19 protein-coding genes and 1 pseudogene are annotated in these 26,543 nt (G+C 63.7%); 13 read left to right on the top strand and 7 right to left on the bottom strand.

Going from position 1 to position 26,543, the window contains the following annotated elements:
- Positions 1 to 25 precede the first annotated feature (25 nt).
- From GGR23_RS01355 to GGR23_RS01310, 10 genes are all read left to right on the top strand, one after another.
- Positions 26 to 1,861, top strand: coding sequence for a M3 family oligoendopeptidase (locus tag GGR23_RS01355; protein WP_183364311.1), 1,836 nt, complete (start codon positions 26 to 28; stop codon positions 1,859 to 1,861).
- A gap of 96 nt (positions 1,862 to 1,957) precedes the next feature.
- On the top strand, positions 1,958 to 3,118 hold the full coding sequence (locus tag GGR23_RS01350; protein ID WP_183364310.1) for an aminodeoxychorismate synthase component I: 1,161 nt from the start codon (positions 1,958 to 1,960) through the stop codon (positions 3,116 to 3,118).
- Positions 3,115 to 3,744 carry an aminotransferase class IV family protein gene (locus tag GGR23_RS01345; RefSeq protein ID WP_246364824.1) on the top strand — a complete coding sequence of 210 codons (630 nt, stop codon included), beginning with the start codon at positions 3,115 to 3,117 and terminating at the stop codon, positions 3,742 to 3,744. Before GGR23_RS01350 ends, GGR23_RS01345 begins: the two co-directional genes overlap by 4 nt.
- 14 nt (positions 3,745 to 3,758) lie before the next feature.
- Positions 3,759 to 4,043, top strand: a complete 285-nt coding sequence (locus GGR23_RS01340) for a YciI family protein (RefSeq protein ID WP_183364308.1) — start codon at positions 3,759 to 3,761, stop codon at positions 4,041 to 4,043.
- A 226-nt stretch (positions 4,044 to 4,269) separates the two neighbouring features.
- Positions 4,270 to 5,721, top strand: a complete 1,452-nt coding sequence (locus GGR23_RS01335; RefSeq protein WP_183364307.1) for a homospermidine synthase — start codon at positions 4,270 to 4,272, stop codon at positions 5,719 to 5,721.
- 123 nt (positions 5,722 to 5,844) lie between these two features.
- Complete coding sequence (gene omp10 / locus GGR23_RS01330; RefSeq protein ID WP_246364821.1) at positions 5,845 to 6,279, top strand: outer membrane lipoprotein Omp10; 435 nt, start codon at positions 5,845 to 5,847, stop codon at positions 6,277 to 6,279.
- A 354-nt stretch (positions 6,280 to 6,633) separates the two neighbouring features.
- A complete protein-coding gene (locus tag GGR23_RS01325) occupies positions 6,634 to 8,502 on the top strand; it encodes a 5'-nucleotidase C-terminal domain-containing protein (protein ID WP_183364306.1) in 1,869 nt (622 codons plus the stop codon).
- Between the two features lie 140 nt (positions 8,503 to 8,642).
- Positions 8,643 to 9,677, top strand: coding sequence for a ferrochelatase (gene hemH, locus GGR23_RS01320; protein WP_183364305.1), 1,035 nt, complete (start codon positions 8,643 to 8,645; stop codon positions 9,675 to 9,677).
- A 106-nt stretch (positions 9,678 to 9,783) separates the two neighbouring features.
- Positions 9,784 to 10,848: an SPFH domain-containing protein gene (locus GGR23_RS01315; protein WP_183364304.1), complete on the top strand. Its 1,065-nt coding sequence runs from the start codon at positions 9,784 to 9,786 to the stop codon at positions 10,846 to 10,848.
- Between the two features lie 3 nt (positions 10,849 to 10,851).
- The gene (locus GGR23_RS01310; RefSeq protein WP_183364303.1) at positions 10,852 to 11,310 is read left to right on the top strand and encodes an NfeD family protein; all 459 of its coding nucleotides are present in this window, start codon (positions 10,852 to 10,854) and stop codon (positions 11,308 to 11,310) included.
- A 66-nt stretch (positions 11,311 to 11,376) separates the two neighbouring features.
- Here the strand turns inward: GGR23_RS01310 and GGR23_RS01305 are convergent, their stop codons facing one another.
- Entirely contained in the window at positions 11,377 to 12,372 is a 996-nt protein-coding gene (locus tag GGR23_RS01305) for a KpsF/GutQ family sugar-phosphate isomerase (protein ID WP_183364302.1), read from the bottom strand.
- Between the two features lie 175 nt (positions 12,373 to 12,547).
- Between GGR23_RS01305 and GGR23_RS01300 the strand changes: the two genes are divergently transcribed.
- Positions 12,548 to 14,068 carry an outer membrane beta-barrel protein gene (locus GGR23_RS01300; protein WP_183364301.1) on the top strand — a complete coding sequence of 507 codons (1,521 nt, stop codon included), beginning with the start codon at positions 12,548 to 12,550 and terminating at the stop codon, positions 14,066 to 14,068.
- A gap of 61 nt (positions 14,069 to 14,129) precedes the next feature.
- Here GGR23_RS01300 and galU read toward each other — a convergent pair whose 3' ends face one another.
- Positions 14,130 to 15,020, bottom strand: coding sequence for a UTP--glucose-1-phosphate uridylyltransferase GalU (gene galU, locus GGR23_RS01295; RefSeq protein ID WP_183364300.1), 891 nt, complete (start codon positions 15,018 to 15,020; stop codon positions 14,130 to 14,132).
- Between the two features lie 200 nt (positions 15,021 to 15,220).
- Here galU and GGR23_RS01290 point away from each other — a divergent pair, with 200 nt between their 5' ends.
- On the top strand, positions 15,221 to 16,441 hold the full coding sequence (locus GGR23_RS01290) for a lytic murein transglycosylase (RefSeq protein WP_183364299.1): 1,221 nt from the start codon (positions 15,221 to 15,223) through the stop codon (positions 16,439 to 16,441).
- A gap of 100 nt (positions 16,442 to 16,541) precedes the next feature.
- Positions 16,542 to 17,687, top strand: coding sequence for an SGNH/GDSL hydrolase family protein (locus GGR23_RS01285; RefSeq protein WP_183364298.1), 1,146 nt, complete (start codon positions 16,542 to 16,544; stop codon positions 17,685 to 17,687).
- Positions 17,688 to 17,690: 3 nt separating this feature from the next.
- On the opposite strand, the gene GGR23_RS01280 is transcribed toward GGR23_RS01285, so the two are convergent.
- The 5 genes and pseudogenes from GGR23_RS01280 to gltB all read right to left on the bottom strand — a co-directional run.
- Positions 17,691 to 19,058, bottom strand: coding sequence for an APC family permease (locus GGR23_RS01280; protein ID WP_183364297.1), 1,368 nt, complete (start codon positions 19,056 to 19,058; stop codon positions 17,691 to 17,693).
- Positions 19,059 to 19,273: 215 nt separating this feature from the next.
- Entirely contained in the window at positions 19,274 to 20,728 is a 1,455-nt protein-coding gene (locus GGR23_RS01275; RefSeq protein ID WP_183364296.1) for a glutamate synthase subunit beta, read from the bottom strand.
- 30 nt (positions 20,729 to 20,758) lie between these two features.
- Positions 20,759 to 21,157, bottom strand: coding sequence for a PIN domain-containing protein (locus GGR23_RS01270; RefSeq protein ID WP_183364295.1), 399 nt, complete (start codon positions 21,155 to 21,157; stop codon positions 20,759 to 20,761).
- Positions 21,154 to 21,429 carry an antitoxin gene (locus tag GGR23_RS01265; protein WP_183364294.1) on the bottom strand — a complete coding sequence of 92 codons (276 nt, stop codon included), beginning with the start codon at positions 21,427 to 21,429 and terminating at the stop codon, positions 21,154 to 21,156. Before GGR23_RS01265 ends, GGR23_RS01270 begins: the two co-directional genes overlap by 4 nt.
- Before the next feature lie 60 nt (positions 21,430 to 21,489).
- Positions 21,490 to 26,130: pseudogene (gltB, locus tag GGR23_RS01260) on the bottom strand (glutamate synthase large subunit); the annotation flags it as partial.
- Positions 26,131 to 26,543: the final 413 nt, after the last annotated feature.

The raw sequence follows: 26,543 nt of genomic DNA, 5'->3' as shown, positions 1-26,543 counted from the left end.
GGTGCAAGCAACGAGGAAACTGCCGATGAACGATGCCACCATCCTTCGCGCCCCTGCCGAGGCTGCGAGCGCTGATGCGAGCCTGGGGGAACTGCCCGTATGGAAGCTCCAGGACCTCTACGCCTCCGGCAGCGATCCCGCCTTCAGGGCGGATCTCGATCGGGCCGAAGCAAAGGCCTTCGAGGCGCGCTGGAAGGGACGCCTTGCAGAGGCCGCCGCCAGGGACGGGGACGAAGGTCTCGGCGCTGCCATCGAGGCCTATGAGCGCCTCGACGACCTGCTCGGCAAGATTTCATCCTTCGCAGGCCTTACCTATTTCTCCGACACGACCAATCCGGCAAACGGCAAGCTCTATGGCGACGTGCAGGCCCGCCTGACGGCGCTTTCCACCCATCTCCTGTTCTTCACGCTGGAGCTCAACCGGATCGAGGACGCCCTGATCGACGCCGCGATCGCCCGCGATGCCAGGACCGGCCATTACAAGCCCTGGATCGTCGATCTCCGGAAGGACAAGCCCTACCAGCTGGACGACAAGCTGGAGCAGCTCTTCATGGAAAAGGGGATGACGGGCGCTGCCGCCTTCAACCGCCTTTTCGACGAGACGATGGCCGCGCTGCGCTTCGAAATCGGCGGCCAGCAGGTGCCGCTCGAGGTCGCGCTCAACCAGTTGCAGGACCCGGACGGAGAAAAGCGCAAGGCGGCTGCCATGGCGCTGGCCGCGATCTTCAAGGAAAACATCCGCACCTTCACGCTCATCACCAACACGCTGGCGCAGGACAAGCAGATCTCCGACCGCTGGCGCGGCTTTAAGGACATTGCCGACAGCCGGCACCTTGCCAATCGCGTCGAGCGCGAGGTTGTCGACGCGCTGGCCGCCGCAGTGAAGGACGCCTATCCGCGCCTGTCGCACCGCTACTATGCCATGAAGGCGAAGTGGCTCGGCATGGAGCAGATGAACTTCTGGGACCGCAACGCGCCGCTTCCGGAAACCGCCAACGAAACGATCCCGTGGAACGAGGCGAAGGAGACGGTGCTCTCCGCCTATGGCGCCTTCGATCCCGAAATGGCCCGCATCGCCGGACGCTTCTTCGAGGAAGGCTGGATCGACGCGCCGGTCCGTCCCGGCAAGGCGCCGGGTGCCTTTGCCCACCCGACGGTTCCCTCCGCCCACCCTTACGTGCTCGTCAACTATCTCGGCAAGCCGCGCGACGTGATGACGCTCGCCCATGAACTCGGGCACGGCGTGCATCAGGTGCTGGCCGCAGGCCAGGGCGCGCTGATGTGCCAGACGCCGCTGACACTCGCGGAAACCGCCTCCGTCTTCGGCGAAATGCTGACCTTCCGCGCCCTTCTCGACAAGACGACGGACCGGCGCCAGCGCAAGGCCATGCTCGCCCAGAAGGTGGAGGACATGATCAACACGGTGGTGCGCCAGATCGCCTTCTACGAGTTCGAGCGGCGTCTCCATACCGCCCGCCAGGAAGGGGAGCTCACCGCCGAGGACATCGGCAATCTCTGGCTTTCCGTACAGTCGGAAAGCCTCGGGCCGGCGATCCGCATCTCGGAAGGATACGAGACCTACTGGGCCTATATCCCCCACTTCATCCACTCGCCCTTCTATGTCTATGCCTATGCCTTCGGCGATTGCCTGGTGAACTCGCTCTACGCGGTCTACCAGAAGGCGGAGACGGGCTTCCAGGACAAGTATTTCGCCCTGCTCAAGGCCGGCGGCTCCAAGCATCATTCCGAGCTTCTCGCTCCCTTCGGCCTCGATGCCACCGATCCGTCGTTCTGGAACAAGGGCCTGTCGATGATTGAGGGGCTGATCGACGAGCTGGAAGCGCTTGATGGGACAGCCTGACGCACTTGCCCGAACCGGCAGGCGCGCCAGATGACAGCCACTTTCTGACAGCGGGACAAGGCGGGCGCCGCCTTGTCGTGGGGCACATACCTGAACATGACCAACAGCAATCCCTTTGTCCTCTTCCGGGACGACACCACGGGGCAGTGCACGATCTTTTCCGAACCGGAGGAGATCATTGCCGTACGCTCGCGCGCGGATTTCTTCCCCGCGCTTGAGCGCATGGAGGCGGCGCAGAAGGCCGGCAAATGGCTGGCCGGCGCCCTTTCCTACGAAGCGGGCCATCTCTTCGAGGAAAAGCTTCAGGGTTTCGCAGTCGACGGGCGCGAAACGCCCTACCTCCAGTTCGGCGTCTTCTCCATGCCGGCAGAGGAAGGCCATCCGCTTTCCAGGCCGGTGCAGCGCGTGGAAAACGAGCCGCTGCTCGATAGCCCCCGGGCGGTCTGGGACTTCGATACCTACCGGGCGCGCTTCGAGAAGCTCCACTGGCACCTGCGCAATGGCGACGCCTACCAGTGCAACCTCACCATGCCAATCGAGGCGCGCTGGAAGGGCGACCCGCGCGCTGCCTTCTGGTCGCTCATCGACCGGCAGCCGGTGAAATACGGCGCCCTCGTCAATCTCGACGGCCCCGTCGTCCTTTCCCGCTCGCCGGAGCTTTTCTTCAAGGTCGACCGGGACGGCTGGATCGAGACCCATCCGATGAAGGGCACGGCCAAGCGCGGCCGCGATGCGGTGGAGGATGCCTCGATCGTCCAGGGCATGAAGGACGACATCAAGACCCAGGCCGAAAACCGGATGATCGTCGACCTCTTGCGCAACGACATCTCGCGCATCACCGAAGTCGGAACGTTGTCCGTTCCGAAGCTCTTCGATGTCGAAACCTATCCGACCGTCCACCAGATGGTGAGCCACGTACGGGCGAAGCTTCTGCCCAAAACCACCCTGACGGACATCTTCGCGGCGCTTTTCCCCTGCGGTTCGATCACCGGGGCGCCCAAGATGAGCGCCATGTCCATCCTGCATGCACTGGAGGCGGGCCCCCGCGACATCTATTGCGGCGCCATCGGCTTCATCGATCCGGCAGGCGCCATGCGCTTTTCCGTCGCGATCCGCACGATCAGTCTCTTCGACGACGGCCGGGCCGTCTTCAATGTCGGCGGCGGAATCGTCTTCGACAGCGTGGCGGAGGCCGAATACGAGGAATGCCTGCTCAAGGCGCGCTTTGCCGTCGGCGACCAGCGGATCGAGCGATGAAACCGGTATCGCTGATCGAAACGCTGCGTTACGAACCGGGGACGGGCTTCCGCAACCTCGACCGCCACCGGGCCCGGATGGCCGCATCGGCGGAGGCGCTCGGCCTTGGCTTCGATCCGGACCGCTTCGAGGAAAAGCTGAACGAGGTGCCGGAAGAGGAAGGCCCGCGCCGTGTCAGGCTCGAGCTCGGCAGCCAAGGCCGCCTCACACTCACCCATGCGGGCTTCGTTCCGGCTGGCGAGGGAACGGTCTGGACCGTGAGGATTGCCCGGACGGCTGCCCTTTCCTCGCAGGACCCACTGCTGCGCCACAAGACCGGCCGGCGCGGCCACTATGACGCAGCGCGCTCGGAATTCGGCCTTGCCGAGGCGGACGAGGTGCTGCTGCTCAATGAACGCGGCGAGGTCTGCGAGGGCACGATCACCAGCCTTTTCCTGCCGGACGGCAGGGGAGGATTCCTCACCCCCTCCCTCGCCTGCGGCCTTCTCGCCGGTGTCGAACGCCAGCGCCTCCTGGATGCAGGTCATGCGGCGGAAGCCGTCATCCGGCCGGAGGATCTCGCCGGCCGCGACTTCTTTGTCGGAAACTCGCTGCGCGGACTGATACCGGCCCGGCTTCTACCCTGACCGAAAGGATTGCCATGTTCATTCTGGACCTCTCCTACATCGCCCCCGTGGAGGCGGCCGACGCCCACATGGACGCCCATGTCGCATGGCTGCAGCAGGGATATGACAGCGGAATGTTCCTCGCCTCCGGACGGAAGAATCCGCGCACCGGCGGCATCATCCTGGCGCGGGGAGAACGCGCTGCCGTCGAAGCCTTCTGCGCCGCGGATCCCTTCACGCAACATCGCATCGCGGAATACCGCATCACGGAAGCGGCCGTCTCGCGCACCGCGGCCGGGCTGGAAGCCCTGAAGGGCTGATACCACGGCATCCTGCACAAAAACGTCACAGGCCTGATATAGGACAGGAAACGCCGCCTCCGGCAGCGGACATTCCCCTTAACGAGCCTTGACGCGGCCCGATAAGGGCAATACTCCCTGCCAGACGCATTTTGCAGCCTGGAACAGGGCTGCTTGGCCTGTTTTCTATCCGGTGCCGGCGGTTTCCGGCGGATCTTGCTCTAACCTTCCCAGGAGTGCGCATAAAATGGCAGATCAAAACTACCCGGTTCATGGCGAAATCACCGGCCCGATCGTGATGATCGGTTTCGGTTCCATCGGTCGCGGCACGCTGCCGCTGATCGAGCGCCATTTCAAGTTCGACAAGAGCCGGTTGGTGGTCATCGATCCTAAGCTGCACCCGGGCGATGCCGAGATCTTCGAGAAGCACGGCGTCCGCCACATCCAGGAATATGTGACCAGGGACAACTACAAGAGCCTGCTGAAGCCGCTGCTCACCGAAGGCGAAGGCCAGGGCTTCTGCGTCAACCTCTCGGTCGATACCGGCTCGCTGGACATCATGAAGCTGTGCCGCAAGCTCGACGTGCTCTACATCGATACCGTGGTCGAGCCCTGGCTCGGCTTCTACTTCGACAGCGAGGCCGACAACGCCAGCCGCACCAACTATGCGCTCCGCGAAACCGTGCGCAAGGAAAAGGAAAAGAACCCCGGCGGTTCCACCGCCGTTTCGTGCTGCGGCGCGAACCCCGGCATGGTCTCCTGGTTCGTCAAGCAGGCGCTCGTCAACCTCGCCAAGGACATGAAGGTCAAGTTCGACGAGCCCTCGCAGGAGGACCGCGAAGGCTGGGCCAAGCTGATGAAGAAGCTCGGCGTCAAGGGCGTTCACATTGCCGAGCGCGACACGCAGCGCGCCAAGAGCCCGAAGCCGCTCAACGTCTTCTGGAACACCTGGTCGGTGGAAGGCTTCCTGTCCGAAGGCATGCAGCCGGCCGAACTCGGCTGGGGCACCCACGAGAAGTGGATGCCGAAGAACGCCAAGAAGCACAAGAAGGGCTGCAAGGCCGCCATCTATCTGGAGCAGCCGGGTGCCAACACCCGCGTCCGCACCTGGTGCCCCACGCCCGGCGCGCAGTACGGCTTCCTCGTCACCCACAACGAGTCGATCTCGATCGCCGACTACTTCACCGTCCGCGACAAGGACGGCGACGTGACCTTCCGTCCGACCTGCCATTATGCCTATCACCCGGCCAATGATGCCGTCCTCTCGCTCCACGAGATGTTCGGCAATGGCGGCAACCACCAGCCGGAACTGCATGTTCTCGACGAGAACGAGCTGGTCGACGGCGTGGATGAACTCGGCGTGCTGCTCTACGGCCACGACAAGAACGCCTACTGGTACGGCTCGCGCCTCTCTCTGGAGGAAACCCGCCAGATCGCGCCCTACCAGAACGCGACCGGCCTGCAGGTAACCTCCGCCGTGCTCGCCGGCATGGTCTGGGCGCTCGAAAACCCGAAGGCCGGCATCGTCGAGGCCGACGAGATGGACTACAAGCGCTGCCTGGAAGTGCAGTCGCCCTATCTCGGCCCGGTCGAAGGCCACTATACGGACTGGACGCCGCTGAAGGACCGCAACGACTTCTTCCCCGAGGATCTGGACACCTCCGATCCCTGGCAGTTCCGGAACATCCTTGTCCGTTAAGACACAGCTGAGCCGAAATATGAGGCCGGGAGGCGCACCAGCGCCGTCCCGGCCTTGTCATGAGGTGATGGGCGGTCCATGTTTTTTATGAAATACCCATATCGAATCGCCGGGAGACGCCTCATGAAAAGCCATCGCTTTCTCGCCCTCATCGCCGCCGGAACACTGCTGGCAGCATGCCAGTCTTCCCAGCCGGCGCGGGAACTGCCGGCACCTGTGAAGACGCCGACCGTCGAAGGCGCATGGCAGGACAAGAACGCGCTCGTCTCCACCTTCCAGGGCGGCCAGTTCGTCACCCGCACGACCGATGGCTACAACGCCGTGCTCGCCACCGGCACCTATACCGTCGATCCGAGCGGCATCGTTCAGGTGTCCTTCATTTCCGCAAAGACCAAGAAATCGCAGCGTGCCAATTGCCAGCTCGCGACCGCCACGCAGCTGAACTGCACCTCCGACACGGGCGCGCAATTCTCGCTGATGCGCCGGGCGGACATGCCTGTCGCCAGCGCCCAGCCGATGGGTGCCGCGCCGGCCGGTTCGGCAGCCCTGCCCAACTGATCGCCCCGTTTTCCCGTTCCCGGACCATGGGCCTCGCCTTCCCCGGCGGGGCCTTCTGTCATTCGGACATCGGCCAGGATTAACCCTGTCTCCGATCCATGCTCTTTTTGCTTGCACCGGCGGACGGGCAATGAAACCATCCCGTCAGCCGCGTCGCGCGGTCCTGCGGAAAGCGGGACAGGCAGCGGCCTGTCATGAAATCATGATGTTCATCGGATTGATTTCCCGTCCGGGCAGTTCCGGGCTCAGGCGATGAAGCCGTGCCCGGCACTGCCGCACGAAAAGACACGGGGAATGCCATGCATCCCCTTTTTGCTGGCTTCCGGCATGAAGAAAGACAAGGAGAAGAGAGAGATGTTCCGCCCCCTTCGTTCCGTCCTCCTGGCAAGCGCCTTCATCGGCTTCAGCTCGAGCTTCGCCCTGGCGGATTTCGAACTCAACATCCTTCATATCAACGATTTCCATTCCCGCATCGAATCGATCAACAAGTACGATTCCACCTGCGGCGCGGAAGACGAACAGAAGGGCGAGTGCTTCGGCGGGATTGCCCGGATGAAGACCGCCATCGACCAGCGCCGCGCCGCGCTCGACGGCAAGAACGTGCTGGTGCTGGATGCCGGCGACCAGTTTCAGGGCTCGCTTTTCTACACCACCTACAAGAGCGCTCCGATTGCCGAATTCATGAACGGCATCGGCTTCGACGCCATGGCCATCGGCAACCATGAATTCGACGACGGTCCGGAAGAGCTGGCGAAATTCATCGGCGCCCTGAAGTTCCCGATGATCTCGGCCAACACGCTCGCCGGCCTCAACACGCCGATCTCGGGCAAGTACAAGCCTTATGTCGTCAAGGCGTTCGGCGACGACAAGGTGGCCGTGGTTTCGGTGCTGGCAACCGATACCGACGAGACCTCCTCCCCCAGCAAGGACGTGCTTTTCGCCGACGAGATCAGCACGCTGAAGGAACAGGTGAAGGATCTGGAAGGCCAGGGCGTCAACAAGATCGTGCTGCTGTCCCATGTGGGCTACGAGCGCGACAAGCAGATCGCCGCAGCCGTCGACGGCATCGACGTGATCGTCGGCGGCCACAGCCACACGCTGCTTTCGAACAAGGACGAAAAGGCGGCGGGCCCCTACCCCACCCGCGTGAAGAACCCCGCCGGCGTGGAGGTCCCGATCGTCACCGCCTATGCCTATTCCAAATATCTCGGCGATCTTGCCGTCACCTTCGACGACAAGGGCGTGGTGACCGCCGCAAGCGGCGATCCCCTGCTGCTCGACAAGGCGATCACCCCGCATTCCGGCTACCAGACGCGCGTCGCGGAACTGGCAAAGCCGCTGGAAGAGATCCGCAACAAGGAGGTGTCGGAAACGACCGAGGCCATCGACGGCGCGCGCGAGAACTGCCGCCAGAAGGAATGCTCCATGGGCAACCTCGTCGCCGATGCCATGCTGGACCGCGTGAAGGGCCAGGGCATCACCATCGCGGTGGCCAATGGCGGCGGCTTGCGCTCCTCCATCGACCAGGGCCCGGTTACCATGGGCGAAGTGCTGACGGTCCTGCCCTTCCAGAACACCATCGCCACCTTCCAGCTCAAGGGTGCCGACCTGAAGGCAGCGCTGGAGAACGGGGTCAGCCAGGTCGAGGAAGGCGGCGGGCGCTTCCCGCAGGTCGCAGGCCTCAAGTTCACCTTCGATCGCTCGAAACCCGCAGGCGAGCGGGTGACGGACGTGCAGGTGAAGGAAGGCGACGGCTTTGTGCCGCTCGACCCAGAGAAGACCTATGGCGTGGTCTCCAACAACTATCTCCGTTCGGGCGGCGACGGCTATTCCGTATTCGCCGAGAAGGCCATCAATGCCTATGATTTCGGGCCAAGCCTGGAAGATGCAGTTGCTGCCTATCTGACCGCGAACCGCCCCTACAAGCCCTATACGGACGGCCGGATCACCGGCGTGGGCGAAGCTACGGCGGCGGCGGCAGAACCTGCGGCTACCGCGGCTCCCGTCGACACCGCGGTCAAGACCGCACCGGAACCCTCTTCCGCCCCCGCCCCGTCGGCCGCCGGCAACCGCCACGTGGTCGAGAAGGGCGACACGCTCTGGGATCTCGCGGAGAAATATCTGGGGGCCGGCACCGACTGGAGGAAGATCTCCGACGCCAACGGCAATCCGAAGCCGCGCCACCTGATGGTCGGCAAGGAGCTGGTCATCCCGGGCAAGTAAGCGGCTGCGACGATCGGCCGGAGACTTATCGCCGGTCCGGGCTTTCCCGGGCCGGTTTTTCGTGGGATTAGGGTTTTCCTCGGCAGGGCAAACCCTATATTGGCAGCGCCTGCATCACAAAATCCTAAAAAGAGAGCTCCATGGCCGCTGATACAGCACATTTTCCCGCCAATCATCCGCCGGTGAAATTCGGCAAGGTCGGCGTTCTCCTCGTCAATCTTGGCACCCCCGACGGCACCGATTACACATCCATGCGGCGCTACCTGAAGGAATTCCTGATGGACCGCCGCGTGATCGAGTGGTCGCGCCTGTTCTGGTACCCGATCCTGTTCGGCATCGTGCTCAACCGTCGCCCGCAGAAGGTGGGCAAGGCCTATGAGGAAATCTGGAATCACGATCTGAACGAGAGCTACCTGCGCACCTATACCCGCAGCCAGGCGGAAAAGATGGCGGAGAGCTTCAAGGACCTGCCGAACGTGATCGTCGACTGGGGCATGCGCTACGGCCAGCCCTCCATTCCCTCCCGCATCCAGTGGCTGAAGGACCAGGGCTGCGAGAAGATCCTGCTGTTCCCCCTCTATCCGCAGTTTGCGGCAGCAACGACGGCGACGGTGAACGACAAGGCCTTCGAGACGCTGCTCAAGATGCGCTGGCAGCCCGCGCTGCGCACCGTGCCGCCCTATCATGACGACCCTGTCTACATCGAGGCGCTGGCCAATTCCGTGCGCAAGCATTACGAGACGCTGGATTGGGAGCCGGATCTGCTGATCACCTCCTTCCACGGCATTCCGCAGTCCTACTTCAAGAAGGGCGATCCCTATCACTGCCAGTGCATGAAGACCGCGCGCCTCCTGCGCGAGAAGCTCGATCTGCCGAAAGACAAGCTGATGGTCACCTTCCAGTCCCGCTTCGGCCCGGAAGAATGGCTGCAACCCTACACCGACAAGACGGTCGAGAAGCTGGCGCAGGACGGCGTGAAGAAGATCGCCATCATGAATCCGGGCTTCGTTTCCGACTGCCTGGAAACGCTGGAGGAGATTGCCGGCGAGGCTGGCGAGCTTTTCCTGCACAATGGTGGCGAAAAGTTCACCCACATCCCGTGCCTCAACGATTCCACCGACGGCATGTGGGTTCTCGAACATGTCGTGCGCCGCGAACTCGGCGGCTGGATCTGACGAAAAGCGAAGCGGACAACACACCCGGCCTTGCAATTGGAGGGGCGACCCTCCAGTTGTAAAGGTGGCCTGCATGAATCGCGGGCTGCTTTGGAGGAAACGGGAAATGACGGGTTTCGATATCGCAGTGGTCGCCCTGGTACTGCTGGTGATCCTGGTGCTCTTTGCTGGCGTGAAGACGGTGCCGCAGGGCTATCAATATACGGTGGAACGCTTCGGGCGGTACACGAGAACGCTCAATCCCGGGCTGAACATCATCACCCCCTTCATCGAAACCATCGGCGCGAAGATGAACGTCATGGAGCAGGTGCTCGACGTTCCCACGCAGGAGGTCATCACCAAGGACAACGCCTCCGTCGCTGCCGATGCGGTCGCCTTCTACCAGGTCCTCAATCCCGCGCAGGCCGCCTATCAGGTTTCGAACCTCGAAAACGCCATCCTGAACCTCACCATGACGAACATCCGCTCGGTCATGGGGTCGATGGACCTCGACGAACTGCTCTCCAACCGCGAAGTGATCAACGAAAAGCTGCTGCGCGTGGTGGATGATGCGGTCGGGCCGTGGGGCATCAAGGTCACCCGCGTCGAAATCAAGGATATCCGCCCGCCGACCGATCTGGTCGACGCGATGGCGCGCCAGATGAAGGCGGAGCGCGAGAAGCGCGCCCAGGTTCTCGAGGCCGAAGGTGCGCGCAATGCGCAGATCCTCAGGGCCGAAGGCGCCAAGCAGGCCGCGATCCTGCAGGCGGAAGGCGAACGCGAAGCGGCCTTCCGTGATGCGGAGGCGCGCGAGCGGCTCGCCGAAGCCGAGGCCAAGGCGACCCGGATGGTCTCGGAAGCCATTGCCGCCGGCGATGTCCATGCGATCAACTACTTCGTGGCGCAGAAATACACCGAAGCGCTCGGCTCCATCGGGCGCGCGAACAATGCGAAGGTCGTGCTGATGCCGATGGAAGCATCCTCGCTCATCGGCTCGCTCGGCGGCATCGGCGCCATCGCGAAGGAGGTCTTCGGCGATGGTCCCTCCCCGCAGGCGCCTCAGCCTGTGCGCCGCGCACCGCAGCGCAGCAGCACCCCGGAGGTGCAGATGGCTTCCTCCGGCGCCCAGCAGGCGTCCCCTTCGACCAATGTCTGGCCTGCAACGCCCGGCACCATCCCTCCGGAGGCATGACCCATGATCGCGGGCGTCCTTGCGGAATTCGGGCCCTGGGCCTGGTGGGTCTTCGGACTGGTCCTGCTTGCGGCGGAGCTCCTGCTTCCCGGCGTGTTCCTCGTCTGGATCGGCCTTGCCGCCATCGCGGTCGGCCTCGTCTCGCTCGGCCTGTGGGGGAGCGGATACTGGCCCTGGGAAGTGCAGTGGATCGTCTTTGCGGCGCTGTCGGTGGTCTTCGTCATCGCGGGCCGGCGCTTCTATGCCGGACCGGCGGGCGGCAGCGACGAGCCGTTGCTGAACCGGCGCGGTGCATCGCTCATCGGCCGCATCGGAACGCTCGGGGAGCCGGTACGCGACGGTCGTGGCCGTCTGAAGCTCGACGACACGTTCTGGCCGGTCAAGGGACCGGATCTGCCGGCGGGAACGCGGGTTCGCGTGACGGGGGCGGAGGGATCCACCCTTTCGGTCGAGGCAGACTGAGCGGACAGGAAACCGGACAGGACCGGAATGCGAAACGGGGCGGCTTCGGGCCGCCCTTCTTTTTCGTCAGGCGACGCCAACGCGCAGGAAATCGTGGAAATGCACGATGCCGACTGGCCTGTTGTCCTCGTCGATGACGATCAGGGCGGAAATGCCCATCTCGTTCAGCATGGCCGCCGCGCTCGTGGCGAGCGCGCTCGCCTTCACGGTCTTCGGCGTGCGGGTCATGATGTCGTCCACCTGAAGTTCGGAAAGCGGACGGGCGAGGTTTCGCGCCAGATCCCCCTCGGTGACGATGCCGCAAAGCCGGCCCGCGTCGTCCAGCACCCCGACACAGCCGAAGCGTTTCCGCGACAGAACCATCACCGCCTCGGTCAGGGGCGTGCCGGAGGAAACGAGCGGAATGCGCTCGTCCTTGTGCATGATGTCTCCCACATGGGTGAGGCTCGCTCCCAGCTTTCCGCCGGGGTGGAAGGTGCGGAAATCCTGTGCGGTAAATCCGCGGCTTTCCAGAAGCGCAATGGCAAGCGCGTCGCCGATCGCGAGCTGCATCAGCGTGGAGGTCGTGGGTGCCAGGCCGTGCGGGCAGGCCTCCTGCTCCTTCGGCAGCAGCAGCAGGACATCGGCCTCGCGCGCCAGCGTGGAGGTTTCGCCCGCAGTCATGGCGATCAGCGGGATCCGGAAGCGTCGGGAATAGGCGATGATGCCCTTGAGTTCCGTGCTCTCGCCGCTCCAGGACATGGCGATGATCACGTCGTTGCGGGTGATCATGCCGAGATCGCCGTGATTGGCCTCGACGGGATGGACGAAGAAGGCAGGCGTGCCGGTGGAGGCGAAGGTGGCGGCCATCTTCGACCCGATGTGCCCGCTCTTGCCAACCCCCGTGACGATGACCCTGCCCGTGATGCCGTAGATGCTCTCCACCGCCGCGGCAAAGGGAGCGGCAAGCGGACCCTGCAGGGCCTTTTCAAGCGAAGCGAGACCGTTGCGTTCGGTCTCGACGGTGCGGAGCGCCGAAGCAATCGCATCGGCCTTGAGCGGGGAAAAAACGGTCTCTGTCATGGCTGGAGCGTTAGCGCTTTCCGCTGCCTCTGTCCATTTCTCAGCGCCTGTGGCTCAAACCTTTTTCCGTGCCGGGCCAGATTTCGCCGGCGCTGCCGCCGGCGGGCGTATACCAAGCATTAACCACAAGGCTTTAGAGATAGGTAACCATTGCCACTACCGGGCCTTGCCGTCGATGAACCCATTCCCCGCCCCTTTCGGGTCTCCCAGCCTCTGGCGCACGGCCGCACTTCTCGTCGGCGTGGCGACGGCCGGGCTTGCCTCGAGCGAGGCGCGGGCGCAGAGCCTTGCCCCTGCGGCGGATGGCACCACTGCCGGCGTGGCCACTCAACAGGGTGTGCTCGCAACAGACCCGAGCAATACGGCGTCATCCAGCGGGGACGATCTTCTCACCGGCACCCAGCCCCGTCCGGCACTGGCCGAGGACGATGGCGCCGTCAATCCGCGCGCTGCCCGGCTGTCAGCGCTCGACGAGAGCATGACCGGAAGCACCAACGACAGCTTCGGCCGGGACAATCTCCGGGTCCAGCCGATTGACGGCCTCCGCCCCGCCATCCGGGCAGACGGCGAGGATACGGCGGGCATTCGCCTCGGCAGTTTCATCCTCCGTCCGGCGCTCAACACCTCGGTCGCGACCGAAACCACGCGCTCAGGCGGAACCGAGACATCGCGCAGCTATTACCAGAACGAGATCCGGGGGACGCTGACCTCCGACTGGTCGCGGCACCAGCTGACGATCTCCGGAGACGGCGTCTTCCAGCGCAACTTTTCCGGCGAAGGCCAGACGAAGCCCTCCGCTTCGCTGGATGCCGAGCTCCGCCTGGACGTCTCGCGCGATACCGTCGCACGGCTGACCGGCGGCTACACGCTGACCCGCGAGAGCGCGACAGACCCGAACGCGGTGCTCGACGCGGTCGACCAGTCGAGCGTGCAGACGCTGAAGGGCGGCGCGTCCATCGAGCGCGACTTCGGCCTGCTCCGCGGGCTGGCCGCAATCGATGTCAGCCGCACCACCTATTCGGATGTGACGCTCAGCGACGGCTCGACCCTGTCGCTCGACGATCGCAACCGCAACAGCGGCAACGTCCGCCTGCGCGTCGGCTACGACCTTTCGCCCGCGCTCATCCCCTTCCTGGAAGCCTCCGCCGGCCGCACCCTTTACGACGAGGGAACCGACAGCCTCGGTTATGAACGCGACTCGAGAAGCGTCGGCGGCAAGGCCGGTGTCGCGCTCGATCTCGGAGAAAAGCTGAAGGGCGAGCTCGGCCTCGGCTACCGGCACGTGAGCTTTGCCGATGCCAGGCTCGCGGCCATCGATGCCGTCGTGCTGGATGCGGCGGCCTCCTGGTCGCCACGGCGGGGTACCGACATCACCCTCGGGCTGCTGACCACGGTCGAGCCATCGGTGGTGGCCGGCCAGTCCGGCTACGTGTCCCGTGCCCTGACCATTGCCCTGACCCAGCAGGTGCGCGACGATCTCGGGGCCAAGCTCTCGAGCGGGGCCACCTGGCGCGACTACCGCCCTTCCGGCAGCACGGCAAACGATCTGGTGACGACCCTTGGCGCCAGCATGGCCTACAGCCTCAACCGCTACATGGATCTGACGGCCGATCTTTCCTGGGAACGGACACGGCCCGACGGCGGTACCGACACCGACGTGATGCGCGCCGGCCTCGACCTGACGCTGAAGCGCTGACAGAAAAAGGGCCGCCCGGGATTCTCACCGGGCGGCCCCTTCCCTCATGCTTGAGAGGCCCTCAGCCTTTCAGGCGGGCCAGCAGATTGCGGATCTCCTGCTCCACGCTTCCGCGAATGTCTGCGCGCTCCAGCGCATAGGCGACGTTTGCCAGGATGAAGCCGTCCTTCGCACCGCAGTCGAAGGTCTCGCCGCGGAAATGATATCCGGCAAATTCCTGCTTCGCGGCAAGCTTCAGCATGCCGTCGGTGAGCTGGATCTCGTTTCCGGCGCCGCGCTCCTGCGTCTCCAGGATCTCGAAGATTTCGGGCTGCAGGATATAGCGCCCGTTGATGAAGAAGTTGGAAGGTGCCGTCCCCTTGGCCGGCTTCTCGACCATGCCCGTGATCTTGAAGCCCTCGCCGATCGCCTCGCCCACACCGACGATGCCGTATTTATGGGCGAGATCGGGATGGCACTCCTCGACCGCGATGATGTTCCCGCCGGTCTCGTCGTAGAGATCCATCATGCCCTTCATGCAGCCCTTCTCGCCACGCATGATCATGTCGGGCAGAAGCAGCGCGAAAGGCTCGTTGCCGACGATATCGCGCGCGCACCAGACGGCGTGTCCGAGACCGAGCGGCTCCTGCTGGCGGGTGAAACTTGCCATGCCCGCCTTCGGCAGGATACCCGCAAGCAGGGTAAGCTCCGCAGTCTTGGACCGTTCGCGAAGCGTCTGTTCCAGTTCGTACTGAATGTCGAAGTAGTCCTCGATCACGCCCTTGCCGCGGCCCGTCACGAAGACGAGATGCTCGATACCGGCTTCCAGCGCCTCATCGACCACATACTGGATCACCGGCTTGTCGACGACGGTGAGCATCTCCTTGGGGACGGCTTTTGTTGCGGGGAGAAAGCGGGTTCCCAGACCCGCGACGGGAAATACTGCCTTACGAACTTTACGATGCTGTCCCAAAACTGCCTCCAACGGCGCTCCAAACATGGACGCTCATGCCATGCGGTTTCCGATTAGTTTCAAAAAGCTACTTTTTTGCGAAGAATGACGCCAGCCCCGGAACATGGTAAAGATTTTGTTGAGAGTCTCGCGTTAGCCTCGAAACCGGCATGGCCCGAGCGGGCCGAGGGCCGCGTTTCGCCAACCGACGGGATTGCACGATGTTCACGAAGACCTGCTTCAAACTGGGAAAACTGGGGCTGGCTGCAGCGCTGGCAACCCTGATGGCCGGCCAGGCGCCGGCGCGCGCGGATGAGGCCTTCCGCAATTTCGTGATCAAGTTCTATCCGGTCGCAGCACAGGCAGGCATCAGCAAGGCGACCTACAAGGCGGCCTTTGCGGGCGTCAACGAGCCGGATCCGGAGGTGTTGCGCAAGGCTGGCTTCCAGCCGGAATTCAAGACGCCGATCTGGGAATACATGGACAGCCGGGTCAACCCCTACACGGTGCGGATCGGGCAGGAAATGCTCCACCGTTACGGCTCGACGCTCGCCGCAATCGAACGGCACTTCGGTGTGGACAGGCACATCCTGCTTGCCATCTGGTCGATGGAATCCAATTACGGCGCGATCCTCTCCAAGGAAGAGAAGCTTCACTACGTGCCGCAGGCGCTCGCCACGCTCGCCTATTCCGATCGCAAGCGCTCCAAATATGCGCAGAAGCAGCTGATCGCGGCGCTGAAGATCCTTCAGTCCGGCGATATCACGCCCCGCGGCCTTACGGGCTCCTGGGCAGGCGCCATGGGCCACACGCAGTTCATCCCGACAAGCTACCTGCTCTATGGATTCGATGCGGACGGAAACGGAAAACGCGACATCTGGAACTCCATTCCGGACGCACTCGCCACCTCGGCAAATCTCCTGAAGCAGAACGGCTGGGTGACCGGCAAGACCTGGGGTTACGAAGTGGCTGTCCCGGAAGGGGGCCAGGCCTATGCCGGCAAGACGCTGACGCTTGCCCAGTGGGCCAAGCTGGGTTTCCTGCGGCCGAACGGCAAAGGCTTCAAGAATGGCGGAGACCGCGCGCAGCTGAAGATGCCGGCAGGGGCCAACGGTCCGGGCTTCCTGATGGCCAAGAACTTCTTCGTCATCAAGAAATACAACGCCGCCGACACCTATGCGCTGGCCGTGGGCCAGCTGGCAGACCAGATCGCCGGGTATCCGGGCATGCGCCAGAGCTGGCCGCGTCCTGACGGCTCGCTCGACATCAACGAGAAGTTCGAGCTGCAATCGCGGCTGAAGGAGCTCGGCTATTACGAGGGCGAGGTGGACGGCAATTTCGGCTCGGGCTCCAAGGCGGCAATTGCCTCCATCCAGCAGCGGCTGGGGCTCCAGCCCGACGGAGAACCCTCACGACGCCTGCTTAAGGCGCTGCGCCAGTAGGCGGAATTGCGGGTGCAAGGCCGCTTTTCACTTTCAAGACAAACTCTTCGTTCTATAGTGTCGCGAATGGCAACCCGTTGCGTTGCGACATGAGCCCGGCATGACAAGCGCCTTGAAAAAGCAGTCCCGCATCCGCATCACCGCCGTGCTCGTCACGGCGGGGGCGGTGCTCGTCACCAGCCTGCCGATATCGGCTGCGGCGCAGGAAGTGCGGCAACGCCGGACGATCTTCGACTGGCTTTTCGGCCCGAAGCAGCGCCAGCAGCAGCCGGACGTGATCGAGCTGCCCACACGCAAGAAACCCCGGGTGAAAAAGCGCACCAGCCCGAGCGTCACCACCCTCGAAACCGCAGCGCCGCCGGTGGCCAAGAGCCCGGACGCGCGCCATATCCTTGTTGTCGGCGACTTTCTTGCAAGCGGTCTTGCCCAGGGCCTCACGGCCGCCTTTGCGGAGGATCCGACGACGGTGGTGGACAGCCGCACCAGCACCGCTTCCGGTCTGGTGCGCGACGACTATTTCGACTGGCCGCAGAAACTGCCCGACTATATCAGGGAAACGAAACCCGCCGTCGTCGTGCTGATGATCGGGGCAAACGACCGCCAGCAGATGCGGATCGGCTCGGCGAAGGAAGACTTCGATACGCCGGCCTGGAACGAAGCCTATACCGCGCGTGTGAACACCATGCTCCGCCTTGGCAAGGAGGCTTCGGTGCCGCTCGTCTGGGTCGGGCTTCCGGCCTTCAAGAGCAACAAGACCAGCTCCGCCGCCGTCCAGTTCAACACCATCTACCGGAACGAAACCGCGCGGGCGGGCGGCGAATTCGTGGACGTGTGGGACGGCTTCGTCGACGAGAACGGGAAATTCATCGTGTCCGGTTCCGACATCAACGGCCAGCCGGCGCGCCTTCGCACGTCTGATGGCGTGGGCATGACGGCGGCCGGCAAGCGCAAGCTTGCCTTCTATGCGGAAAAACCGATCCGCAAGTTCCTGGGCGATCCCCTCACCGTCGAGCAGCTCATTCGCCTGGACAGCGAGAGCCTGATTGCGGAGAAGAAGGACAGCGCGCCCTCGGGCCCGCCCGTACGCACGCCGCCCATCAGCCTCGGAGACCCGGAGCTCGACGGCGGCCAGGAGCTTCTCGGTGCGCCGGGTGCTGCGGTAGCGACCGCAAACAGCCTTTTCAACGCCCGGACGACACGCCCGCCTGCCGGCCGGGTCGATGATTTCGCAAGACCCAGCCTTTGAACCTCAGGCTGCCCTGCGGCGCCGTTGCGCCAGCAGGAAGGGAATGATGCCGAGGGCGAGGCCACCGAGGCCGATGAGGCTGGTCTGCAGGCCGAGATCGGGCAGGCTGTAGACGGCGACGAATATCATTGCCGCCGCGCTCACCAGTGGCCAAACCACATGCGTGATCGCCTTTGCGACGCCCTGCTCAAGGCTTTTGCGGAAATACCAGGCCGAGGCCAGGCAGGTCAGGGTGAGGTAACAGCAGATCTGAAGCCCAAGCGCCAGAATGGAGCTGTCGAGGATATCCTTGACCGTCGGCAGGTAGCTTGAGGCCACGAGAAACACGACACCCAGAACCCAGACGATGATGGTCGCCTGATGCGGCGTTCGCCAGTGATGATGAATGCGGGCATAGCGCTCGTGAAAATGTCCGTCGCGGGCCATGGAAAAGAGCGAGCGGGAGAACTGGAGGATCTGCGTTTCCAGGGTTCCGATGGCACTCAGCATCAGTGCCAGCACCGCAAGATAGTTGAAGGGCTCCGGTAGCAGCCGGCTGCCGAGATCGAAGAGCAGGCCGGGACCTGCCCCGGAAGCCTCGGCATCGCTGAGGGTCAGCAGGATGGCCAGCATCAGCAGCGTGTAGAGCGCCATCAGATTGACCACGGACCAGAGCGCGCTCGAGCCGGAGGCATCCGCATCCCCGGCCGCACCCGTCTCTTCGCTGAGATTGATGGTGACGTCGAAACCCCAGTAGAAATAGAGACCGAGGAGCAAACCGGTGGCAAACTGGCTTGCCGAGAGCGAAAAGGGCGAGAACCATCCGATCTCGGGCACCCTGACGGCGAGCGTCGGCCATTGGATCAGCCCGGCCCCGATGATGACCACGATGGCCGCGCATTCGATGACGATGAAGGTGATCTGCAGGAAGCTGGCGTGCTTGATTCCGCGCAGCGCCACGAAGGCGACCAGCGAGAACCAGAAGGCCCCGGTGAGAACCACGTAAAGCGTGTTTTCCGCCTTGTCCGGCGCCAGTATCATCAGCGTGGCCGATGCGGCCGGCACCGCGGCCGCGACCATCGCCAGCGCAAAGGCCGTCAGCGCGGCCCAGCCGGCGACGAAACCCCAGGCGGGGCCGAAGACATGTCCCACCACCGCATAGCTCGCGCCCGCATTGGTGACGACCCGATTGAGATTGCGAAACGCCAGCGCCGTGCCGAACATGATGATGCCGCAATAGACGATCGCGCCGAGCGAAAGCGCCCCGAGGTCTCCGACCATCGAGGCCGCGGCCGCTGATATGGTGAATGCGGGTGCCGCACCCGCTACCCCCATGATGATCGATTCCGCCCCGCCGAGCGCGCCGCCGGCGAGTTTATTATGATCCGACATGTGTTCCCCCCGCAGGCCCCTCTTGTGGTGTGCCTGTCGCCTTGGCGGCATCCTTCATCGGCCGCCTTGGGAAAATCTTATATTTCTTATCTTGAATGGACAACGCATCAGAAATAGCGCCACGGCAGGAATCCCGGGAAGATTCGCGCTCTGGCAGAATAAAAAAAGGCCTCGCTCCCGTGGGAGCGAGGCCTGCAGTCAGCGGCGTGTGCGCCTCAGCGCGGAAGGATCGTGCTTCCCATCAGCGCCTCGTCGATGGCGCGCGCTGCCTGGCGGCCCTCGCGGATTGCCCAGACGACCAGCGACTGGCCGCGGCGGACGTCACCGGCTGCCCACAGCTTGTCGACCGACGTGCGGTAATCCAGATCGTTCGCCACCACGTTGGTGGAGCCGCGCTTGTCCGTGGACAACGTAAGCTTGCCATTCAGCTCCTTGAGCACGCTGTCCTTAAACGGGCCGGAGAAACCGATGGCGATGAAGGCGAGATCGGCCTTGATGACGAACTCGGTGCCGGCGATGGGCTTGCGACGCTCGTCCACTTCACAGCACTTCACGCCGGTCAGCACGCCGTCCTCGCCGATGAACTCCAGCGTTGCCACCTGGAACTCGCGGATGGCGCCCTCGGCCTGGGAGGAGGAGGTGCGCATCTTGGTGGCCCAGAAAGGCCAGACCGCAAGCTTGTCTTCCTTTTCCGGCGGCTGGGGACGGATGTCCAGCTGGGTAACTTTCACGGCACCCTGGCGGAAGGCTGTGCCGACGCAGTCGGACGCGGTATCGCCGCCGCCCACCACGACCACGTGCTTGCCGCCAGCCAGGATCTGCATCGAAGGCCAGCCGGCGCTGTCGGTGTTTTCACGGCCGACGCGGCGGTTCTGCTGGACGAGATAGGGCATGGCATCATGCACGCCGGCGAGATCGACCCCCGGAATGCCGGCCGGACGGGGCGTTTCCGAACCGCCGCAATAGAGAACTGCATCATGTTCAGCGAGCAGCTTTTCGACCGGAAGCGTCACGCCGACATTCACCCCGCAATGGAAGGTCACGCCCTCACCGCGCATCTGCTCGACACGGCGGTTGATGAAGTTCTTCTCCATCTTGAAGTCCGGAATGCCATAGCGCAGAAGCCCGCCGGGCTTCGATTCCCGCTCATACACATGCACTTCATGGCCAGCGCGGCCGAGCTGCTGGGCAGCGGCCAGACCGGCAGGGCCGGATCCGATGATCGCGATCTTCTTGCCGGTATGCGTGGTCGGCGGCTGCGGCACGATGAAGCCAAGCTCATAGGCCTTGTCGGCAATGGCCTGTTCCACGGTCTTGATCGCGACCGGCATGTCCTCGAGGTTCAGCGTGCAGGCTTCCTCGCAGGGGGCCGGGCAGACGCGACCGGTAAACTCGGGGAAATTGTTGGTCGTGTGGAGGTTGCGGATCGCCTCCTCCCAGTTGCCGTTATAGACCAGGTCGTTCCAGTCCGGGATCTGGTTGTGAACAGGACAGCCGGTCGGGCCGTGGCAATAGGGAATGCCGCAATCCATGCAGCGGGCCGCCTGTTTCTGCACTTCCTGATCCGACATGGGGAGCGTGAATTCGCGGAAATGGCGGATGCGGTCGGAGGCCGGCTGATACTTCGCCACCTGCCGGTCGATTTCCATAAAACCTGTAACCTTGCCCATCGTCCTGTCCGTTCGTTCAGAGGGTCCGGCTCACCGGATCCAGTTTTCCACTTTCAGCCCGGCAATCCGGGAGAATTCCTTCATGTTGTCACTTACCAGCACCGCATCGAGTGCCAGGGCATGGGCAGCGATCAGAAGGTCATTCGGCCCTATGATTCTGCCCTCCGATGTCAGCCTTTCGCGGATCTTCGCATAGGCTTCATCGGCAGGTGGCTCGAACGGCGCGGTATAGAGCCGCTGAAGGATCGCGTAGACCTTCCGATCGAGTTCCTCGGACCTTCGCTTCCGAAGCCCGAACAGTATTTCCGCCCTCACGATGACACTCGTGAAGACATTGTCTTCGCCCACTGTTCCGATCCGCTCGGCCACCCTGCCGCGCGGATCGGAGACCAGCGCCGAGATGATGTTGGCGTCGAGGAGATACCTCACGGCAAATTCACCTCATCCAGCGGCGAAAGATCGCTGTCGTCGCTCAGAAAATCGCCGCCCGTCCAGGGTTCGGCGGTTTTCAGGTAATCCAGAAGACCCGTCGTTGCCGCCGCGGAAATCAGGATCGAGCCATCGGGCTGAAGCCTCAGAACCGCCGTTTCCGCCTCGAACTCGAACTCCTTCGGGATCCGGATCGCACGGCTGCGGCCATTCTTGAACACCTGCACGGTCCTGGTCACCGGGCGGTCGTTGCTGTGATCGTGGTAGCCCATTCCGGCCTCCTCAAACTTGGCATATGCCGGAAGCATATGCCAAGTTCCGCCTTTCGGCAATCACTCCGCAGCCACGCCCATGGCGAGCCGCTCCATGTCCTCCAGGGCACGACGGTATTCGACCGGCATGACCTTGCGGAACTTCGGGCGGTAATCGCTCCAGCGGTCGAGGATCGCGCGGGCGCGTTCCGAACCGGTGTAGTGGTGGTGGTTCGAGATCAGCTGGTAGAGACGTTCCTCGTCGTGGCGGGTCATGTCGCCCGATACGTCGACGAGGCCCTTGTGCTGAAGGTCGCCGCCGCGATGGTGCAGCTTCTCCATCAGGTCGTCCTCTTCCGGCACCGGCTGCAGCTCGACCATGGCCATGTTGCAGCGGGAGGCGAAATCGCCCTTCTCGTCCAGCACATAGGCGACGCCGCCCGACATGCCGGCCGCGAAGTTGCGGCCCGTCTCGCCGAGAACGACGACGACACCGCCGGTCATGTATTCGCAGCCATGGTCACCCACGCCCTCGACAACGGCGATGGCCCCGGAGTTGCGCACGGCGAAGCGTTCGCCCGCCACGCCGCGGAAATAGCACTCGCCCTCGATGGCACCGTAGAGAACGGTGTTGCCGACGATGATGGACTCTTCCGCCACGATCTTCGTGTCCTCCGGCGGACGGACGATGATGCGGCCGCCGGAAAGGCCCTTGCCCACATAGTCGTTGCCGTCGCCGACGAGCGACAGCGTGACGCCGCGCGCCAGGAACGCCCCGAAGGACTGGCCGGCCGTGCCGGTCAGCTTCACGTTGATCGTGTCGTCCTTCAGGCCCTTGTGGCCGAAGCGCTTGGCGACCTCACCCGAGAGCATGGCCCCGACGGAGCGATCGACGTTGCGGATCGTGCTTTCGATCGTGACGGACTTCTTCGACTGAAGCGCGACCTTCGCCTTCTCGATCAGCTTGCGGTCGAGAATGTCGTCGATCGGGTGCTTCTGCCGTTCGGTCCAGTGGGTGGCTTCCTTCGGTGCCTCGACCTTGTGGAAGATGCGGCTGAAATCGAGGCCGCGCGCCTTCCAGTGAGCGATCGCTTCATCCTTCTCGAGAAGATCGGTACGCCCGACGATCTCGTTCAGCGAACGGACGCCGAGCGAGGCGAGGATCACGCGCACTTCCTCTGCGACGAAGAAGAAATAGTTGATCACATGCTCCGGCGTGCCCTTGAAGCGCTTGCGCAGGACCGGGTCCTGGGTGGCGACCCCGACCGGGCAGGTGTTCAGGTGGCACTTGCGCATCATGATGCAGCCGGCGGCAATAAGCGGGGCGGTGGCAAAGCCGAACTCGTCCGCGCCGAGAAGCGCACCGATGATCACGTCCCGGCCGGTCTTCAGGCCGCCATCGACCTGCAGCGCGACGCGCGAACGAAGACCGTTGAGCACCAGCGTCTGCTGGGTTTCGGACAGGCCGATCTCCCAGGGGCTGCCCGCATGCTTCAGCGAGGTCAGCGGCGATGCGCCGGTGCCGCCGTCGAAGCCGGCGATGGTGATGTGGTCCGCGCGGGCCTTGGCCACGCCGGCCGCAACCGTGCCGACACCCACTTCGGAAACGAGCTTGACCGAAACATCGGCTTCCGGGTTCACGTTCTTCAGATCGTAGATCAGCTGTGCCAGATCCTCGATCGAATAGATGTCATGGTGCGGCGGCGGCGAAATGAGGCCGACACCCGGCGTGGAGTGGCGGGTCTTGGCAATCGTCGCATCCACCTTGTGGCCGGGCAGCTGGCCGCCCTCGCCGGGCTTCGCGCCCTGCGCCACCTTGATCTGCAGCATGTCGGCATTGACCAGATATTCGGTCGTGACGCCGAAGCGGCCGGAGGCGACCTGCTTGATCGCCGAGCGTTCCGGGTTCATCGAACCGTCGGGCAGCGGCAGGTAGCGGTCTGCCTCCTCGCCACCCTCGCCGGTGTTGGACTTGCCGCCGAGCCTGTTCATGGCGATGGCGAGCGTGGTATGGGCCTCGCGGCTGATCGAGCCGAAGGACATGGCCCCCGTCGAGAAGCGCTTGACGATCTCGGACGCCGGCTCGACCTCGTCGATGGAGATCGGCTTGCGGCCCAGCGCCTCGGCGCCCTTTACCTTGAAGAGGCCGCGGATCGTGTTCATCCGCACCGAGCTCTCGTTCACCATGCGGGAGAATTCTTCGTAGCGGTCCTTCGCATTGCCGCGCACGGCGTGCTGCAGGGACGCGACCACATCGGGCGTCCAGGCATGGTCTTCGCCGCGCATGCGGTAGGCATATTCACCGCCGATATCCAGGGTGCGCGAGGTGAGCGCGTTGGTGGAGAAGGCGGCCTGATGACGGGCGAAGGTTTCGCGCGCGATCTCCTCCAGACCCACGCCCTCGATGGTGGTGGCGGTGCCGAAGAAGAACTTGTCGACGAACTGCGACGAGAGGCCGACGGCGTCGAAGATCTGCGCGCCGCAATAGGACTGGTAGGTGGAGATGCCCATCTTGGACATGACCTTGAGGATGCCCTTGCCCACCGCCTTGATGTAGCGGGAGACGATTTCGTCCTTGTCCACTTCCGGCGGGAAGGCCCCGTGCTTGTGCATGTCGAGAAGCGTGTCGAAGGCGAGGTAAGGGTTGATGGCCTCGGCACCATAGCCCGCCAGACAGCAGAAATGATGCACTTCGCGCGGCTCGCCCGATTCGACCACGAGGCCGACCGAGGTGCGCAGGCCCTTGCGGATCAGGTGGTGATGCACGGCAGCGGTCGCCAGCAGCGCCGGAATGGCGATGCGGTCCGGCCCGACCTGGCGGTCCGACAGCACGATGATGTTGTAACCGCTGGCAACGGCGTGCTCGGCGCGCTCGCAGAGGCGGTCGAGCATTTCCGGCATGTTTTCCGCACCGCGCGAGACGTCATAGGTGAAGTCCAGCGTCTTGGTGTCGAAACGGTCTTCCGTGTGCCCGATGGACCGGATCTTTTCCAGATCGCCATTGGTCAGGATCGGCTGGCGCACTTCCATGCGCTTGGCATTGGCCGCGCCGCCATGATCGAGAATGTTCGGACGGGGGCCGATGAAGGAAACGAGGCTCATGACAAGCTCTTCGCGGATCGGGTCGATCGGCGGGTTCGTCACCTGGGCGAAGTTCTGCTTGAAATAGGTGTAGAGCAGCTTCGGCTTGGACGACATGGCCGAAATCGGCGTGTCGGTGCCCATGGAGCCCACGGCTTCCTGGCCGGTGGTCGCCATCGGCGACATCAGCAGCTTCGTGTCTTCCTGGGTGTAGCCGAAGGCCTGCTGGCGGTCGAGCAGCGAGACGTCGCGGCGCAGCGCGCGGGGCTCCACCGGATGAAGCTCCTCGAGAATCAGCTGGGTGCGATCGAGCCATTCCTTGTAGGGATGGGCGGTCGCAAGCTCGGACTTCACCTCCTCGTCGGAGATGATGCGGCCCTTCACCATGTCGATGAGCAGCATCTTGCCCGGCTGGAGGCGCCACTTCTTGACGATCTTCTCTTCCGGAACCGGCAGGACGCCCGCTTCGGAGGCCATGATTACGCGGTCGTCGTCGGTGACGATGTAGCGGGCGGGACGCAGGCCGTTGCGGTCGAGCGTCGCGCCGATCTGCCGGCCATCGGTAAAGGCAACGGCAGCGGGACCATCCCACGGCTCCATCAGCGCCGCATGGTATTCGTAGAAGGCCTTCCGCTCGGGCGACATCGACTGGTTGCCAGCCCAGGCTTCGGGGATCAGCATCATCACCGCATGGGCCATGGAATAGCCGCCGCGGACGAGGAATTCGAGCGCGTTGTCGAAGCAGGCGGTATCCGACTGGCCTTCGTAGGAGATCGGCCAGAGCTTGGAGATGTCCTCTCCGAAGAGGGGCGAGGATACGGAGGCCTGGCGCGCCGCCATCCAGTTCACGTTGCCGCGCAGCGTGTTGATTTCGCCGTTATGGGCAACCATCCGGTAGGGATGGGCAAGCTTCCAGGACGGGAAGGTGTTGGTGGAGAAGCGCTGGTGGACGAGCGCCACGGCCGATTCGAAGCGGGGATCGGCGAGATCCTTGTAGTAGGCGCCCACCTGATAGGCGAGGAACATGCCCTTGTAGACGACGGTCTGGGTGGAGAGCGACACGACATAGAAGCCGAGATCGCCACCATCGGCTTCCGCATAGATGCGGTTGGAGATCACCTTGCGGAGCGTGAAGAGCCGGCGCTCGAACTCGTCATTGGTGGCGGCATCGCGGCCGGCGCCGATGAAGACCTGGATGTGGCGCGGCTCGGTGGCTGCGATATCGGGAGCCTTGGAGAGCGAGGAATTGTCGACCGGCACGTCGCGGTAGCCGAGCAGCACCTGCCCCTCTTCCGCGACCACATCCGCGATCACGTCCTTGAAATGGGCGATCAGCTGGTCGTCCTGCGGCATGAAGAGATAGCCGACGGCATATTCCCCGGCCTTCGGCAGGATGACGCCCTGCCTGGCCATTTCCTCGCGGAAGAAGCGGTCCGGGATCTGCACGAGAATGCCCGCGCCGTCGCCCATCAGCGGATCGGCACCGACCGCACCCCGATGGGTGAGGTTCTCGAGCATGAACAGGCCGTCCTTGACGATCTGGTGCGACTTCTGGCCCTTCATGTGGGCGATGAAGCCGACGCCGCAGGCATCGTGCTCGTTGGCGGGATCATAGAGGCCCTGCGCCCGCGGCAGGCCCGCGAAGGTGCGGCCGGCAGGTTTCGTCGCATGCGCCGCCGTTACAGTGGTCTCGCTGGCGTCGCGCCCCTGGAACTCGTGTTCGGACATCGTCTTCTCCTGTCGGCTTGCCGCGTGAGGGCCTTGCCCTTCGGGCCAGAAGGACCGGCAAGAATGCCAAGCCCTTCAAATCGATTTAAGATTTGCCATTCACGACACGCCCGCCACACCGAAACTGGATGTCCGAGGTATCGAAACCGGCAAATTAGGACAGCAAGACTGTCCTAATTTCGAGATTTCTATGCCAGACCGCCCGAGCTTTAGCAAGCGCTTTCTGCCCTTTCTTAAGAAATTTGCGCAGCAAGATTACAAGGGCAAGACAGAGGCTGTAATTTTATTGCCGCACAAGGCGCAGCCGCGACCGAAAATTTCAAAAC

This window comes from Gellertiella hungarica (assembly GCF_014197145.1).
Classification (GTDB): Bacteria; Pseudomonadota; Alphaproteobacteria; order Rhizobiales; family Rhizobiaceae; genus Gellertiella; species Gellertiella hungarica.
The sequence above is the reverse complement of the archived record's forward strand: the minus strand, read 5'-3'. Positions and strand labels throughout refer to the sequence as shown.

Excerpts from the sequence above, each read along its gene's own strand:
- GGR23_RS01265 (WP_183364294.1), bottom strand. The coding sequence starts at position 21,429 with ATGGGCTACCACGATCACAGCAACGACCGCCCGGTGACCAGGACCGTG.
- GGR23_RS01280 (WP_183364297.1), bottom strand. The coding sequence starts at position 19,058 with ATGTCGGATCATAATAAACTCGCCGGCGGCGCGCTCGGCGGGGCGGAA.
- hemH (WP_183364305.1), top strand. The coding sequence starts at position 8,643 with ATGGCCGCTGATACAGCACATTTTCCCGCCAATCATCCGCCGGTGAAA.
- GGR23_RS01310 (WP_183364303.1), top strand. The coding sequence starts at position 10,852 with ATGATCGCGGGCGTCCTTGCGGAATTCGGGCCCTGGGCCTGGTGGGTC.
- GGR23_RS01340 (WP_183364308.1), top strand. The coding sequence starts at position 3,759 with ATGTTCATTCTGGACCTCTCCTACATCGCCCCCGTGGAGGCGGCCGAC.
- omp10 (WP_246364821.1), top strand. The coding sequence starts at position 5,845 with ATGAAAAGCCATCGCTTTCTCGCCCTCATCGCCGCCGGAACACTGCTG.
- GGR23_RS01345 (WP_246364824.1), top strand. The coding sequence starts at position 3,115 with ATGAAACCGGTATCGCTGATCGAAACGCTGCGTTACGAACCGGGGACG.
- GGR23_RS01290 (WP_183364299.1), top strand. The coding sequence starts at position 15,221 with ATGTTCACGAAGACCTGCTTCAAACTGGGAAAACTGGGGCTGGCTGCA.
- GGR23_RS01285 (WP_183364298.1), top strand. The coding sequence starts at position 16,542 with ATGACAAGCGCCTTGAAAAAGCAGTCCCGCATCCGCATCACCGCCGTG.
- GGR23_RS01300 (WP_183364301.1), top strand. The coding sequence starts at position 12,548 with ATGAACCCATTCCCCGCCCCTTTCGGGTCTCCCAGCCTCTGGCGCACG.
- GGR23_RS01305 (WP_183364302.1), bottom strand. The coding sequence starts at position 12,372 with ATGACAGAGACCGTTTTTTCCCCGCTCAAGGCCGATGCGATTGCTTCG.
- GGR23_RS01275 (WP_183364296.1), bottom strand. The coding sequence starts at position 20,728 with ATGGGCAAGGTTACAGGTTTTATGGAAATCGACCGGCAGGTGGCGAAG.
- GGR23_RS01350 (WP_183364310.1), top strand. The coding sequence starts at position 1,958 with ATGACCAACAGCAATCCCTTTGTCCTCTTCCGGGACGACACCACGGGG.
- GGR23_RS01325 (WP_183364306.1), top strand. The coding sequence starts at position 6,634 with ATGTTCCGCCCCCTTCGTTCCGTCCTCCTGGCAAGCGCCTTCATCGGC.
- GGR23_RS01315 (WP_183364304.1), top strand. The coding sequence starts at position 9,784 with ATGACGGGTTTCGATATCGCAGTGGTCGCCCTGGTACTGCTGGTGATC.
- GGR23_RS01355 (WP_183364311.1), top strand. The coding sequence starts at position 26 with ATGAACGATGCCACCATCCTTCGCGCCCCTGCCGAGGCTGCGAGCGCT.
- GGR23_RS01335 (WP_183364307.1), top strand. The coding sequence starts at position 4,270 with ATGGCAGATCAAAACTACCCGGTTCATGGCGAAATCACCGGCCCGATC.